At 74.0% G+C, this 12,974-nt stretch carries 12 protein-coding genes; 8 read left to right on the forward strand and 4 right to left on the reverse strand.

Features of this window, described 5'->3' with window-relative positions; all coding sequences use genetic code 11:
• Positions 1–32 precede the first annotated feature (32 nt).
• The 3 genes from ACF07S_RS09375 to ACF07S_RS09385 are packed head-to-tail and all read left to right on the forward strand — an operon-like array spanning position 33 to position 3,002.
• Entirely contained in the window at positions 33–881 is an 849-nt protein-coding gene (locus ACF07S_RS09375; protein ID WP_391964310.1) for a tryptophan 2,3-dioxygenase, read from the forward strand.
• On the forward strand, positions 871–1,719 hold the full coding sequence (locus tag ACF07S_RS09380; RefSeq protein ID WP_391964309.1) for an alpha/beta hydrolase family protein: 849 nt from the start codon (positions 871–873) through the stop codon (positions 1,717–1,719). The genes ACF07S_RS09375 and ACF07S_RS09380 overlap by 11 nt, the downstream gene beginning before the upstream one ends.
• Positions 1,716–3,002, forward strand: coding sequence for a kynureninase (locus tag ACF07S_RS09385; protein WP_391964308.1), 1,287 nt, complete (start codon positions 1,716–1,718; stop codon positions 3,000–3,002). Before ACF07S_RS09380 ends, ACF07S_RS09385 begins: the two co-directional genes overlap by 4 nt.
• Positions 3,003–3,152: 150 nt before the next feature.
• Here ACF07S_RS09385 and ACF07S_RS09390 read toward each other — a convergent pair whose 3' ends face one another.
• Both ACF07S_RS09390 and ACF07S_RS09395 read right to left on the reverse strand, forming a co-directional pair.
• Positions 3,153–4,535, reverse strand: coding sequence for an erythromycin esterase family protein (locus tag ACF07S_RS09390; protein WP_391973827.1), 1,383 nt, complete (start codon positions 4,533–4,535; stop codon positions 3,153–3,155).
• A 223-nt stretch (positions 4,536–4,758) separates the two neighbouring features.
• Positions 4,759–5,919 (reverse strand): MFS transporter, encoded by a 1,161-nt coding sequence (locus ACF07S_RS09395; protein WP_391973828.1) that lies wholly within the window; start codon positions 5,917–5,919, stop codon positions 4,759–4,761.
• 88 nt (positions 5,920–6,007) lie between these two features.
• Here ACF07S_RS09395 and ACF07S_RS09400 point away from each other — a divergent pair, with 88 nt between their 5' ends.
• The 3 genes from ACF07S_RS09400 to ACF07S_RS09410 all read left to right on the forward strand — a co-directional run bounded on the left by ACF07S_RS09400 (position 6,008) and on the right by ACF07S_RS09410 (position 8,296).
• Positions 6,008–6,538, forward strand: a complete 531-nt coding sequence (locus ACF07S_RS09400) for a winged helix-turn-helix transcriptional regulator (RefSeq protein ID WP_391964305.1) — start codon at positions 6,008–6,010, stop codon at positions 6,536–6,538.
• 109 nt (positions 6,539–6,647) lie between these two features.
• Positions 6,648–7,262 carry a Clp protease N-terminal domain-containing protein gene (locus ACF07S_RS09405; RefSeq protein ID WP_391973829.1) on the forward strand — a complete coding sequence of 205 codons (615 nt, stop codon included), beginning with the start codon at positions 6,648–6,650 and terminating at the stop codon, positions 7,260–7,262.
• Between the two features lie 32 nt (positions 7,263–7,294).
• Positions 7,295–8,296, forward strand: a complete 1,002-nt coding sequence (locus ACF07S_RS09410) for a DMT family transporter (RefSeq protein WP_391964303.1) — start codon at positions 7,295–7,297, stop codon at positions 8,294–8,296.
• A gap of 406 nt (positions 8,297–8,702) precedes the next feature.
• Here the strand turns inward: ACF07S_RS09410 and ACF07S_RS09415 are convergent, their stop codons facing one another.
• Positions 8,703–9,389: a pyridoxamine 5'-phosphate oxidase family protein gene (locus tag ACF07S_RS09415; RefSeq protein WP_391964302.1), complete on the reverse strand. Its 687-nt coding sequence runs from the start codon at positions 9,387–9,389 to the stop codon at positions 8,703–8,705.
• A 35-nt stretch (positions 9,390–9,424) separates the two neighbouring features.
• Here ACF07S_RS09415 and ACF07S_RS09420 point away from each other — a divergent pair, with 35 nt between their 5' ends.
• On the forward strand, positions 9,425–10,762 hold the full coding sequence (locus ACF07S_RS09420; protein WP_391964301.1) for an aminotransferase class I/II-fold pyridoxal phosphate-dependent enzyme: 1,338 nt from the start codon (positions 9,425–9,427) through the stop codon (positions 10,760–10,762).
• 228 nt (positions 10,763–10,990) lie between these two features.
• Here ACF07S_RS09420 and ACF07S_RS09425 read toward each other — a convergent pair whose 3' ends face one another.
• Positions 10,991–11,938 (reverse strand): DMT family transporter, encoded by a 948-nt coding sequence (locus ACF07S_RS09425; RefSeq protein WP_391973830.1) that lies wholly within the window; start codon positions 11,936–11,938, stop codon positions 10,991–10,993.
• 75 nt (positions 11,939–12,013) lie between these two features.
• Here ACF07S_RS09425 and ACF07S_RS09430 point away from each other — a divergent pair, with 75 nt between their 5' ends.
• Entirely contained in the window at positions 12,014–12,970 is a 957-nt protein-coding gene (locus ACF07S_RS09430; protein ID WP_391964299.1) for a LysR family transcriptional regulator, read from the forward strand.
• Positions 12,971–12,974: the final 4 nt, after the last annotated feature.

The following is a 12,974-nucleotide window of genomic DNA, read 5'->3' on the forward strand; positions in this document are numbered from 1 at the left end:
CCCGCCTCCCGGCCGCAGCACTAGGAGATGCGATGAACAACAGCACGTCCGCTCTCGCCGATCCGGTGACGGACGACTCCCTGACCCAGCCCTTCCAGGGCGCGAGCCCCTACGACACGTACGTGCACGCGTCCGTCCTGAACTCCCTGCAGCACCCGCTCACCGAGGCCCCGGACGAGATGGGGTTCCTCGTCACCACCCAGGTGATGGAGCTGTGGTTCACCCTGATCGTGCACGAATGGCGCACGGCACGGACGGCCTTCGTGAAGGACGAGCCGCACGCGGCGATGGACGCGCTGGTCCGCAGCCGCCGGGCGCTGACCGCGCTCAACGGCGCCTGGGCGCCCATCGCCGCGCTGACGCCCGCCCAGTTCAACGGCTTCCGCGCCGCGTTCGGCCAGGCGTCGGGGTTCCAGTCGGCGATGTACCGGCACCTGGAGTTCCTCCTCGGCGACAAGTCCGCCCGGCTCCTGCGCGGCCACCGGGGCGACCGGGCCGTCCACGAGGCCCTCGCCGAGACCTACCGCGAACCCTCCCTGTACGACGAGGTGCTGGCCTATCTGCACCGGCAGGGACTGCCCGTCCCGGAGCACGTCCGGGAACGGGACGTCACGAGCCCGTACACCTCCGACCCCGGGGTGGTGGAGGTCTGGCGGCGCGTCTACGCCGGACCGCAGCACCACCCGCACCTGGCGCTGGGCGAACTGCTCACCGACATCGCCGAACTCGTCACCCGATGGCGTTTCGAGCACGTCCTGGTGGTGCGCCGCGCCATGGGGTCCAAGCCCGGCAGCGCCGGCTCGGCGGGCCTCGCCTGGCTGGAGCAGCGGGCGGCCCGTCCGGTCTTCCCGGAACTGTGGGAGGTGCGCGGTGACGTCTAGGACCATTTCGGCCTTCGCGGCCGAGGAGGAGAAGCGCGTCCTGAGCCTGAAGCCGGTGCTGGCACCGGTGCACGGCCGCTACGGGGACCACCCCCACCAGGCCTACGACGCCTGGCCGGCCGGGGAGCCGGACGCCCCGCTGGTGATCCTGCTGCACGGCGGCTACTGGCGCTACGACCGGATGCACCTGACGCCGTTCGCGGCCTGGCTCTCCCGGCAGGGCTTCGACGTCCTGCTGCCCGGTTTCCGCCGCTCCGGCGGCGCGGGCGGCTACCCCGAGACCTTCGACGACGTCGCCCGGATCGTGGACACCCTGCCCGAGGGGCGGCCTTACGTGCTCGCGGGCCACTGCTCCGGCGGCCACCTGGCACTGTGGTGCGCCGCCCGGGCCCTGCTGCCGCCCGGCTCGCGCTGGCACACCTCCGCCCTGCCGACGGGCGTGCTGGCCCTCGCGCCGATCACCGACCTCACCGCCACCCGGCGGGACGACCTCAGCGACGGCGCTGCCCTCCAGCTCCTGGGCGGGCAGGAACCGTTCGAGCGGCGGCTGCCCGAGGTCGACCCGCTGACCCTGCTCCGCGGCGCCGGCACCACCGGGGTGCCCACCGTGCTGCTGCACGGGGCCGTCGACGAGGAGGTCCCGCTCACCCAGTTCACCGACTACGCGGCCGTCCACCGGGACCTCAGGACGGTCGTCCTGCCCGGCACCGGCCACTACACCCTGATCGAACCGGACGCGCCCGGCGCCCGCGCGGTCGCCGACACCCTGCGGGAGATGTCGGCCGCCTTCGCCCCGGCGCGGACCGGCCGTCCGGACGAGGAGACCGCGCGCCGATGACCACCGCCCCGTCCGTACGGACCGCGTACACCACGGACAGCGCGTCGACCGCACTGCGGGAACGGGCCGCACGGCTCGACGCCGACGACGCCCTGGCCCCGCTCCGGGAGAGGTTCCTGCTCCCGGAGGGCGTCGTCTACCTCGACGGCAACTCCCTCGGCCCGCTGCCCGCCGCCGTGCCCCCGGCCCTCACCGACGCGGTGCACCGCCAGTGGGGCACCGATCTGATCGGTTCGTGGAACGGCAACGGCTGGTGGGAGGCGCCCCTGCGGGTGGGCGACGCCGTCGGCGCGCTCATCGGGGCCGCGCCGGGGCAGACGGTGGCGGGGGACTCCACCAGCGTGCAGCTGTTCACCGCGCTCAGCGCCGCCGCCGCGCTCCGCCCGGACCGGCCGCTGCTGGTCACCGACCCCGGGCACTTCCCCACCGACCGGTACCTGGCCGACGCGGTCGCCGGGCAGCGGGGCCTCGAGGTGCGGCGGGTGCCGCCGGACGGCCTGACGGCGTTCCTGGAGGCCGAGGGGGACCGGGTCGCCGTCGTCAGCTACTCGCCCGTCGACTTCCGCACCGGCGAGCTGTACGACATGGAGGCGCTGACCCGGGCCGCCCACCGCGCCGGCGCCCTCGTCCTGTGGGACCTGTGCCACGCCGCCGGGGCGCTGCCCCTGCGCGTCGACGACCTCGGCGTGGACCTCGCCGTCGGCTGCGGCTACAAGTTCCTCTCCGGCGGGCCCGGCGCCCCCGCCTACCTGTACGTGGCCCGGCGCCACCACGCCTCGCTCAAGACACCGCTGACCGGCTGGAACGGCCACGCCGACCCGTTCGGCCTGAGCCGCGACTACACCCCCGCCCCCGGCATCTCCCGCGCCCGCATCGGCACCCCGCCGATCCTGTCCCTGCTCGCCCTCGAAGCGGCGCTCACCGCCTTCGACGGCGTCGACCTGACCCGGGTCCGGGCCAAGAGCCTCTCCCTGACCGCGTTCTTCCTGCGCTGTGCGGACGACCTGCTGACGCCCCTGGGCTTCACCTCGGTGACCCCGGCCGACCCGGACCGGCGCGGCAGCCAGGTCGCGCTGCGCCACCCCCATGCCCACGGACTCGCGCACGCCCTCACGGAACGCGGCGTGATCGCGGACATGCGGGCACCCGATCTCCTGCGCTTCGGCGTCAACGCCCTCTACACCACCCACCACGACGTGTTCACCGCCGCGGTGTGCCTGCGCGACATCACGCGGGACGGCGCCTACGACCCGTCACCTCCCGTCTCGGGACCGGTGACCTGAGCCGACGGCTCCGGGCGCGGCGGGCCCGGCCGCACGGCGACGGACGGGCTCCCCGCATGGGCGTGCGTGTGGACATCGCCGGGGAAACGACCCGGGAACTCGTCGACGCCTCCGGCCGGCCGCGACGGCCGTTGTGCAGGCCCGGGACTCTCAGTCCCGGGCCGTTGACAGGAGATCCGCGGCCGTGACGCGACGGAGGTGCACCAGTACGTCGAAATGGCGCCCGAGCGAGATCTGGTAGGGGTGCTCCGGCCAGGCGTTCCCGATGGAGCGGGTCGGCCGCTTCGCCATGAGCCAGTCCCGCGCCGGCCCCGGCACGGCCCGCAGATCGATGTAGTAGTCCCGGCGCGAGACCCGCTCCAGCACTTCCTCGTTGCTGCCCGCGCCCAGCGGCTCCACGGAGAAGCGGCGGTAGGGCTGCTCAGGATCCGTCAGATCCATCGCGTTGAACGAGCCCCGCCCGAAGGAGAAGCCGATGTTCACGTACTCGGCCCCGACCGCCCGGCGTATGAACTCCCCCTGGGTCTTCGGATACTGCTCAGGGTTGTCGGACTCGTAGGAGACATGGCCGTTGTGGGCCGACAACAGCATCCGGTGGCCGGTGTGCCGCTGCCACCACACAGTGTTTTCCGCCATGACGCGGTCGCGGTAGAGCATGGCCCGAGCGATCCTCTCCGGGTCGGAGAAGTCGTAGTACGAGTAGAGGGTGCCGGTCTGGGAGATGGCCCGGGCGTGCTGGAGGACCCACTCGTACGCCTGCCGGTCCCCGTCCGGTCCCTGCGTCCGGAGCAGTTCGTAGGCGCGCCGCACGTCCGCGGCCGTCCGCTTGCGCTCGGCGACGGGCCTGGCCAGGTTCTCGGCGACGGTCTCCTCCACGCTCCCCGTCGGCCGGAGCCCGCGGTAAAGGCGGTGGAACTCCGGCAGCAACTCCGGGTGGTGTGCGGACACATAGTCCGTGACCTCGTCGAAGAGCCCAGGTCCCGCGTAGCCGTTGTCCTCACCCATGAACTGCACGGGGCGGTCGGGGTGGCGGATGTTGTGGGCGCGCATCCACCTCAGCAGATCGAGGTACTCGCGGGTGTTCCATATCCGGTACGAGCTCTGGAGTTCCTCCCGCATGAGCTTCTCCGGGTCGCCCTTCCCGTACAGCACGTACTCGTTGAGGACCAGGCCGGTGGACCAGGGCGCCTCCAGCGCGAAGGTGGTGAAGCCCTTCTCCTCGACGAGGTACCGGAAGACGCGGTGCTTCATCGTGAAGAACTGCCGGGAGCTGTGCGTGGCCTCACCCAGCCCGACGATCCTCGCCGAGCCGATCATGCGGCCGAGCGGGCGCAGATCGCCGTCGAGGGCGCCGGCCCGCGTGGAGCGCAGCGGCTCCGTGACGCGCGCCAGTTCGCGCACCGGACCGGTGGTGGTCATCGCGTTCGCGTGCGCCGGCGGGGCGGCGGCCGGCAGCGTGCAGACCGCGAGCGTCAGCCCCAGCAGGAGCAGCAGTGACCGATGCGATCGATGTGATCTGTGGAATACGGGCATGGACCAAGGCTGCCGGTGGGCGGCGGGTCCCGGACAGCCTGCCCCCTTCAGTTCTCCTCCTGGGGAAAACCACAGGTCCGCCGTGGAGCAGGTGCCACTCCGGGTCCTGCCGCCTGTCCGCGCCGCCCCCTGGAGACCCGCTCCGGTCCGGGCTGGTCCCTTCCCGGCGTCACCAGTCCTCTCCAGGTGCCCCGCGTCCTGGACCCGTTCCGCGGACAGGGGGTCAATGGTCGAGGCGGGAGTGCCTGTCGGCCGCCCAGACGGCCAGCGCGCAGGCCGCGAATCCGGCCCCGAGGAGACTGGAGCCGGCCCAGCCGCAGGCGGTGAAGACCGCGGTGGTCGCGGTCGCGCCGAGGGCGGAGCCGAGTGAGTAGAAGACCATGTAGCCGCCGATGACGCTGCTGACGCGATCCGGACGCGCGGCGGTGAGCAGGTGCTGGTTGCTGACGTGGACGGCCTGGACCGCGAAGTCGAGAACCACGATTCCGGCGACGAGGAGCCACAGTGACCACGGCAGCTGCGCGATCGCCGCCCACGAGAGGACGAGCAGGGTGAGCGCGAGGCCGGTGACCGGGGCCGCCCGTCCTGTGTCCGCCCACCGTCCCGCGCGTGCCGCGCCGAGTGCGCCGGCGAGTCCGGCGAGGCCGAACAGTCCGATCAGGCTCTCGCTCAGCCGCCACGGCGTGTCCGCCAGCGGCAGGGACAGTCCGCTCCACAGGGTTCCGAACGAGGCGAACGAGAAGAACGCGATGAGCCCGCGCGTCAGGAAGACGCGCTGCCCGAACAGTCCGCCGAGTGAGACGACGACCTGTCCGTACCCCGCAGGCGGGTCGGGGCGCTCCTCCGGCGGCAGTGCCACGAGGACGAGGGCTGCGAGGGCGAGTGAGAGCACCGCGAGCACGGCGTAGACGCTCCGCCAGCCCCACACCTCGGCGAGCGTGCCGGTGACGACCCGCGCGCCCAGGATGCCGGCCACGACGCCCGAGGTCACGACGCCGATGTTCCGTCCGCGTTCGGCAGGCGGCGAGACCGAGGCGGCGTAGGCCACCGTGGTCTGCACCACGACCGCGAACACCCCGGCCGCCGCGAGCCCCACGAACGCCATCCAGGCGGCTGACGCCGAGGCCGTCAGGATCATGCCCGCTGCGGTGATCACCAGGTGCACGGCGACGAGTCGGGGCCTGTCGGCCACATCGCCGAGCGGCACCAGCAGCACCAGCCCCGCCAGATAGCCGAACTGGCCGGTCGCGACGATCCACCCCGTGAGGTCCGCCGGCACACCGAGATCGCGTCCCATCGGGCCCAGAACCGGCTGCGCGGCATAGATGCTCGCCACAGCGACACCGCACACCACCGCGAGCAGTAATCGCCGCCATGCGTCCATCGCACCCCAACCCCAATCAGTAGCAGATTGCAACCAATTCGCACCGTACGGCATGCTGGTTTCAATCCGCAACTCATCAGGAGGTGTCATGTCCCGCATCACCATGGGCGCCCCGGACCCCGACTGGACCGACCCCGACTGTCCCGTCGCCCGCACGCTCGACCTCGTCGGCGACAGGTGGAGCCTTCTCGTCGTCCGCGACGCGATGGACGGGGCACGATCGTTCACCGAGTTCCAGCGGCGCACCGGCATCGCCCGCAACATCCTCACCGACCGCCTCCGCAAGCTCACCGCTCACGGGCTCCTCGCCCAGCGCACCGCGCCATCGGGCCGCCGCCGGGAATACGTGCTCACCGACGCCGGCCGCGCCCTCTTCCCCGTCATCCTCACCCTGCGGCAGTGGGGAGAACGGCATGCCTTCGCCCCCGGCGAGACCCACTCCACCCTCGTCGACCGGCACGGCACCCCTGTGCCGGAGATGGTGCCGGCCGGCGCCGACGGCGCCCCCCTGGACGCCGGCACCACCCAGGTGCGCAAGGCCCGCCAGGGAGCAGGTCCCCGGCACGAAGGGGACTCCCGCTCGAAGGCGCCGCGCGCCGTGCGCGAGGGAACACCCTGATCTCCTTCGCAAGGAGGAGATTCCGGCCCGGGGCGTCCACTTCCCGTGGGACGCCGAGATGCTCCCCGGCGGGGATGCCCCGGGCCGCCGTGACTGATGGGGTGGGGACGTGCAACCCCGTATCCCCCGGCAGTCGGCCCAGGAGCTGCCGGAGCAGGGCATCCGCCGCGCGGACGGCGATGCCGGGCTCGGCGACGAACTGGCAGCGGTGGTCACCGGTGCCCGGCGAAGGGCGGTCCGGGACGGGGACCGCCAGATCGACACCGTCCACCTGCTGCACTCACTGCTGGAATCCGACGAGGACGTGAGGGCCGTCTTCGGTGACGGCCCGGGGCTCGCGCGCCTGCTCGGCTATCTGGTGCAGCGCAGCATCGGCTACGGCCTGCGCTGGCAGAGCACGGTCGAGGACTCCGGCAGTGTCCCCGCGGGGACGAGGGCGGCGGGTTTCTCACCGCTGGCCGCGGGCTGCATGGAGCACGCCCGCGAGCGCGCCGCCCGCCGCGGCCGCGGACCGGCCCGCGGCACCGACCTGCTCGCAGCCATCCTCGCGGACCCGCAGGCGCGCGCCGCCGAGGTGCTCGAACGGGCCGGGTTCGATCCGCGCGACCTGTTCGCCCGGCTCGGTGCCCCGGCCCGTGAGTACGCCGCCGGGCACGGCGATCCGCTCACCGGGGCACCGGTGGCGGAGGGGGGCGCCGTCCAGCCGGTGAGACAGGTGCCATAAGGGGTGACGCTCCTGTCGGCGCCTGTCATCATGTGCCGGTGCCTACCTCTGTCACTACCCGGAGCGACCGTCGCAAGGGCGTGGGTCTCGGTCTCGCGCTGCTGTCCGCGATGGCCTTCGGGGGATCCGGTGTCGCGGCGAAGCCGCTGATCGAGGCGGGTCTCGACCCGCTCCACGTCGTGTGGCTGCGCGTGGCGGGCGCCGCGCTCGTCATGCTGCCGCTGGCGGTGCGCCACCGGGGACTGCTGCGCCGCAGGCCGGGGCTGCTCGCCGGCTTCGGCCTGCTCGCCGTGGCCGGCGTCCAGGCCTGCTACTTCGCCGCGCTCTCCCGCATCCCCGTCGGGGTCGCGCTGCTGGTGGAGTACCTGGCACCCGCGCTCGTCCTCGGCTGGGTGCGGTTCGTGCAGCGGAGGCCGGTGACCCGTGCCGCCGCGGTCGGCGTGGTCCTGGCGGTCGGCGGGCTCGCCTGCGTCGTGGAGGTGTGGTCGGGCCTCGGCTTCGACGCCCTGGGACTGCTGCTCGCCCTCGGCGCCGCCTGCTGCCAGGTCGGCTACTTCGTCCTCTCCGACCAGGGCGGCGACGGCGACGAGGCGCCCGACCCGCTCGGCGTGATCGCCTACGGACTGCTGATCGGCGCCGCCGTCCTGACCGTCGTCGCCCGCCCCTGGTCCATGGACCGGACCGTGCTCACGGGCAGTGCCGAGATGGACGGCACCCCGGTCGCCGCCCTCGCCCTGCTGGCCTGGATCGTCCTCGTCGCCACGGTCGTCGCGTACGTCAGCGGGGTGATCGCGGTCCGCCGGCTCTCACCCCAGGTCGCGGGTGTCGTGGCCTGTCTCGAGGCGGTCATCGCCACCGTGCTGGCCTGGGTCCTGCTCGGCGAGCGTCTGTCGGCGCCGCAGATCGTGGGCGGCGTGGTCGTCCTGGCGGGCGCCTTCATCGCCCAGTCCTCGGCGCCGGCCAAGGGCTTGGAGGAGCCGGTGGCGAGCGGCGGCCCCGAACGGGAGCTGTCCACGCCGGGAACGGCCGCATAGGGTGCCGGTCATGCACGCGCGCGCACTCGTTCTTCCGCCTCCGGCCGCCTGAGGCGGGCCTTCCGGTCATCCGCCCGGCACGTCGCCGGGCGTAACGGTGCTGCCCGCGGACGAAGTCCGCGGCTCCCGTCGATCCGGCCCCGCCCGGGCCCGGTCCGGGGTCCCTTCCCACACTTCCGCACCCGCGCGAGCGCGCGTGGTGCGTGCATCTGCGGAGAGAACACGTGTCGAATGCCGTCTCGGCGCGGCCGTGCGGGGCCCTTCCGCGGGGAGGGGCCCCGTCACCGGCCGGTGCGCGTCCGTCACCTCGTGGCGTGGCCCGCGCGCCGCCCGCGGTGGAGCACGGCCGGCCGCCGCAGCAGGTCCTCACGGGGCGCGTTCCCGGGTCCCCGGGGGCGTACCGGCGTCACAGGGCCGCCAGATAGCCGGGGAACGCGGTGCCGGGGGCCAGGCCGGGGTCGGGGAGCGGGGCGTCGTAGCCCTTGCGCAGCGGGAGGACGCCCGCCCAGTGGGGCAGGGACAGGTCTTCGGGTTCGTCGTTGACCCCGCCGGTGCGGAGCTTGGCGGAGACCTCGTTCAGGTCGAGGCGGATCACCGCGGTGGCGGCCAGTTCCTTCTTGTCGGCCGGCCGTGAGTCGGCGGCGCGCCCCGGCACGACATGGTCGACCAGCGCGTCCAGCGCCCGCCGCTTCTCCCCGGGGTCGGTCACGTCGTACGCCGGGCCGTGCACCACCACGGAGCGGTAGTTCACCGAGTGGTGGAAGGCGGAGCGGGCCAGCACCAGCCCGTCGACGTGGGTGACGGTCAGGCAGACCGGGAGGCCCGGGGCGGCCCGGCCTGCCGCCCGCAGCGGCCGCGAGCCGGTGGAACCGTGCACGTAGAGACGCTCGCCGACCCGGCCGTACAGCGTGGGCAGCACCACCGGGGCGCCGTCCCGGACGAAGCCGAGGTGGCAGACGTAGCCCTCGTCGAGTATCGCGTGCACCAGTTCCCTGTCGTACGAGGCCCGGCCGGGGGAGCGGGTGGGGACGGTGCGCGCGGTGGGCGGGTAGGTGGCGGCGGTCCGCTGCTGCGGTGACGGGGTCCCCTGCATGGCACTCTCCATTGCACTAGTGCATAATAGGCTTTGTGCTAGGAGAGTATCGGATCAGTGGACGGCGCGCAGCGGACATTTCCGCGAGCATCGAGCGCGCGGTGGGCGAAGGGGCGCTGCGGCCGGGTGAACTGCTGCCTCCGCTGCGGGAGCTGGCGGACCGGCTCGGGGTGAACCCGAACACCGTGGCGGCCGCGTACCGGACCCTGCGCGAGCGCGGGGTCATCGAGACCGCGGGCCGGCGGGGGAGCCGGGTGCGGCCCAAACCGGCGACGACCGCACGCGAACTCGTCCGGGTCGAGGTCCCGCCGGGCGTACGGAACCTGTCCGAGGGCAATCCGGATCCGGCGCTGCTGCCCGCCCTGGCGGGCGCGTTCGCGGCGGCGGCCGGTCAGGGCGACCGGGAACCGGTCCTCTACGGGCACGCGCCCGTGGAACCGGAGCTGGCGCGCCTGGCCCGCGCCGGACTGGACGCCGACGGCGTGCCGGAGGGCCCCGTCGCCGTCACCTCGGGTGCGCTGGACGCCCTGGAACGGGTGCTCGCGGCGCATCTGAGGCCCGGGGACGCGGTCGCGGTGGAGGACCCCGGGTGGGGCAGTCTGCTGGACCTCGTCCCGGCGCTCGGCCTGCGAACCGTTCCCGTCGGTGTCGACGACGAGGGGCCGCTCCCCGACGACGTGCGCGCCGCGCTCGCGGGCGGCGCACGGGCCCTGATCGTCACGGACCGCGCGCAGAACCCGACCGGCGCCGCGCTGGGCGCCGCACGCGCGCGTGCCCTGCGGTCGGTGCTGGCCGGCCACCCGGGGACGCTGCTCATCGAGGACGACCACGGCCATCACATCGTCGACCTCCCCCTGCACCCCCTCGCCGGTTCCACCCGCAGCTGGGCCTTCGTGCGCTCGGCGGCCAAGGCGTACGGCCCCGACCTGAGACTCGCGGTGCTCACCGGTGACGCGGTCACCCTCGACCGGGTGCGCGGACGGCAGCGGCTCGGGCCGGGCTGGGTCAGCAGGATCGTCCAGCGCGCGGTGGTGCGGCTGTGGAGCGACGGCGCGGTGGACCCGTCGGCCGTGGCGGCGCGGTACGGGCGGCGCCGGGAGGCCCTGATCGGGGCGCTGGCCCGGCGCGGCATCCAGGCGCACGGGCGCAGCGGCATGAACGTGTGGGTGCCGGTCCCGGACGAGACCGGCGCCGTCGCCCGGCTGCTGCACGCCGGCTGGGCGGTGGCACCCGGCGCCCGCTTCCGGATGAGCGCGCCGCCGGGCATCCGGGTCACCGTCTCGACGCTCACGGAGGACGAGATCGAGCCCCTGGCCGAGGCGGTGGCCTCGGCCGTCGGGCCCGCGGGGGACCCGTTGCGGACGTACGTCTGAGACGCGGGGCGGCGCGGGGCGGCGCACGCGGTCGTTCCGGCAACGGCCGCGCGGGGGCCGTCGTGCCGTGCCCACCCGGCGACCGGCCTCGTGGGAGGCCCGGTGCACGGGACGGCGCGGTGGCGGAGTGCGCCGTGGCCGCCGGGTGTCATGGACTCCACCGCCGGGCGACCGCCGGCACCCCCCGCCGCCAGGAGCCGTTTCGGCGTCCCGGCGCGCCCGGTGGGGCTAGGGGGCCCGCTTCGGGCGGATCTGGGTGAGTGCCGCGCCCGCCAGCACGATCACCGCGCCCACCGGTGTCGACCAGGTCAAGGTCTCGCCGAGGAGCACGATGCCGGCCGCGGCGGCGATCACCGGGACGAAGTAGGTGACCATCTGACCGGTCGTCGGACCGACCTCGGCGACCAGGCCGTACTGGACGAGTACGGCCAGTCCGGTGCCCAGCGTGCCCAGCGCGGCGACCGCCAGCAGCGGGCCGATGGCGAAGGTGGTCGGCAGGCTGGTGAACAGCGGCGTCACGACAGCCAGTTGAACCGTGGCGAGCAGCAACTGGCCGCCGGTCAGGGACAGGTTCGAGTGGCCGCTGCCCGCCAGGGTGCGGCGGACGTAGATCCAGCCCACGGGGTAGCTCAGCGAGGCCAGCAGGGCCAGCGCGGTACCGCGGGCGTCCAGGCCCTCGAACCCCTGCCAGGCGCCCAGCACGGTCAGCACTCCGAGGAAGCCCACGCCGAGCCCGGCCACCCGGACCCGGGTCGGCCGGTCCTCGGACAGGGCCACCAGCGACAGCGCCATGCCCCACAGCGGCGAGGTCGCGTTGCAGATGCCGGCCAGCGTGGAGGGGATGGTCAGCTCCGCGAAGGCGAACAGCGAGAAGGGCAGGGCGTTCAGCAGGAACCCGGCGACCGCGAGATGGCCCCAGGTGCGCGCACCCCGCGGCAGCCCCTCCCGCCGTACCGCCATGGCGACCGCGAGGACGGCGGTCCCGAAGGCCAGCCGGCCGAGGGTGACCTGGAAGGGGGCGTAACCCTGGGTGCCGACCTTGATGAGGAGGAAGCTGAAGCCCCAGATCAGGGACAGAGCGCCGAAACGCAGGCGCCAGTCCAGGCGGGGCCGGGCGCGTTCCGGGGCGGGGGGAGCCGGACTCGGCGTGGTGGTGGGTGCGGTGACGCTGGTCATGGACGCAACACTGCTGCACAGCCATCTCGTAGCACAATCGAGATTTCGCACGCGGTATCTCGTAGCATCGCTTACATGTTGAACCTGGAGCGCCTGCGCACCCTCGACGCCCTCGCCCGGCACGGCTCGGTCAGCGGCGCGGCCGCGGGCCTGCACATCACCACCTCGGCCGTCTCGCAGCAGATGGCCAAGCTGGAGCGCGAGGTCGGGCAGCGGCTGCTCGCCAAGAACGGGCGCGGTGTCCGGCTCACGGACGCCGGCCGGCTGCTCGCCGAGCACGCCACGCGCATCCTCTCCCAGGTCGAACTCGCCCAGGCCGACCTGGAGGCACAGCGCGGCCAGGTCGCCGGCGAACTGCGCGTGTCGGCGTTCCCGACCGCGGCGCGCGGACTGTTCCCGGCCGCGCTCGGTCACCTGCGCGAGCGGCATCCCGCGCTGCGTGTGCGCTCGCGCGAGCTGGAACCGGAGCAGGGCATCCGGGGAGTGGTGCGCGGGGATCTCGACCTCGCGGTCGTGCTCGACTGGTACAACAAGCCGATGCCGCTGCCCGACGGCCTGGTCAAGGCCCCCCTGCTGGACGACCCGGCCGATGTGGCGCTTCCGGCCGGGCACCGGCTCGCCGGCCGTGACGAGGTGGGCCTCGACGAGTTGGCCGAGGAGGAGTGGATCACCTGGGGCGAGGGCGAGTTCTGCCACGAGTGGCTGATGTTCACGCTGCGGTCCAAGGGCGTCGAACCGGTCATCGGCCACCGCGCCGCCGAGAGCCACACCCAGCTCGGCCTGGTCGCCGCCGGGCTGGGCGTCTGCGTCGCGCCGCTGCTGGGCCGCAACCCGCTGCCCGACGGGGTGGTGACCGTCCCGCTCCGGCAGCGCGTACGACGGCACGTCTTCGTCGTGTGGCGCGCGGACGCCGACCGCCGCCCGTCGATCCGGGCGGCGGTGCGGGCGCTGCGGGCGGCGGGGGAGGGCGTCGGCGCGGGCGCGGCAGCCGGGGGCGGCGCCGGGGAGGGGCCCGCGGCCGCGCCCCGGTGACCCG

Origin of the sequence: Streptomyces sp. NPDC016640 (genome assembly GCF_043076215.1) — a bacterium.
GTDB lineage: Bacteria > Actinomycetota > Actinomycetes > Streptomycetales > Streptomycetaceae > Streptomyces.

Coding starts and splice junctions, on each gene's coding strand:
- ACF07S_RS09375 (WP_391964310.1), top strand. CDS start 33: ATGAACAACAGCACGTCCGCTCTCGCCGATCCGGTGACGGACGACTCC.
- ACF07S_RS09385 (WP_391964308.1), top strand. CDS start 1,716: ATGACCACCGCCCCGTCCGTACGGACCGCGTACACCACGGACAGCGCG.
- ACF07S_RS09390 (WP_391973827.1), bottom strand. CDS start 4,535: ATGCCCGTATTCCACAGATCACATCGATCGCATCGGTCACTGCTGCTC.
- ACF07S_RS09395 (WP_391973828.1), bottom strand. CDS start 5,919: ATGGACGCATGGCGGCGATTACTGCTCGCGGTGGTGTGCGGTGTCGCT.
- ACF07S_RS09400 (WP_391964305.1), top strand. CDS start 6,008: ATGTCCCGCATCACCATGGGCGCCCCGGACCCCGACTGGACCGACCCC.
- ACF07S_RS09415 (WP_391964302.1), bottom strand. CDS start 9,389: ATGCAGGGGACCCCGTCACCGCAGCAGCGGACCGCCGCCACCTACCCG.
- ACF07S_RS09425 (WP_391973830.1), bottom strand. CDS start 11,938: ATGACCAGCGTCACCGCACCCACCACCACGCCGAGTCCGGCTCCCCCC.
- ACF07S_RS09430 (WP_391964299.1), top strand. CDS start 12,014: ATGTTGAACCTGGAGCGCCTGCGCACCCTCGACGCCCTCGCCCGGCAC.